The sequence below is a fragment of the Achromobacter sp. SIMBA_011 genome, assembly GCF_046535435.1.
GTDB lineage: Bacteria > Pseudomonadota > Gammaproteobacteria > Burkholderiales > Burkholderiaceae_B > Achromobacter > Achromobacter dolens.
In genome coordinates this window covers 1-236 of record NZ_JAWRWN010001214.1, presented here as the reverse complement: position 1 = coordinate 236, position 236 = coordinate 1, and the positions used below count along the sequence as shown (strand labels likewise).

At 67.4% G+C, this 236-nt stretch carries 1 pseudogene; it reads right to left on the bottom strand.

The features are described from left to right. Window positions 1-236: pseudogene (locus tag SB816_RS34920) on the bottom strand (hypothetical protein); the annotation flags it as partial.

Genomic DNA, 236 nt, shown 5'->3' with positions numbered 1-236 from the left:
GTGAGCAGCGTCTGCTTGCGCAGGTTGTCGCGCAGCGCGAACGCGAGCAGCCACATGACCGCGCAGAACAGCGCACCGATCACGGACGCCGACACGCCGACCTTCCATGACAGCCGCGTGATGTCGGCCAGCACGTCCTGTTCGGCCGGCGCGACCACCGCGATTAGCGGCGTGCCCGGCACCTGCTGGTACGTATACAGTCGCAAGGTCCCATCGATGCTCGAGCGCGCCGCGTA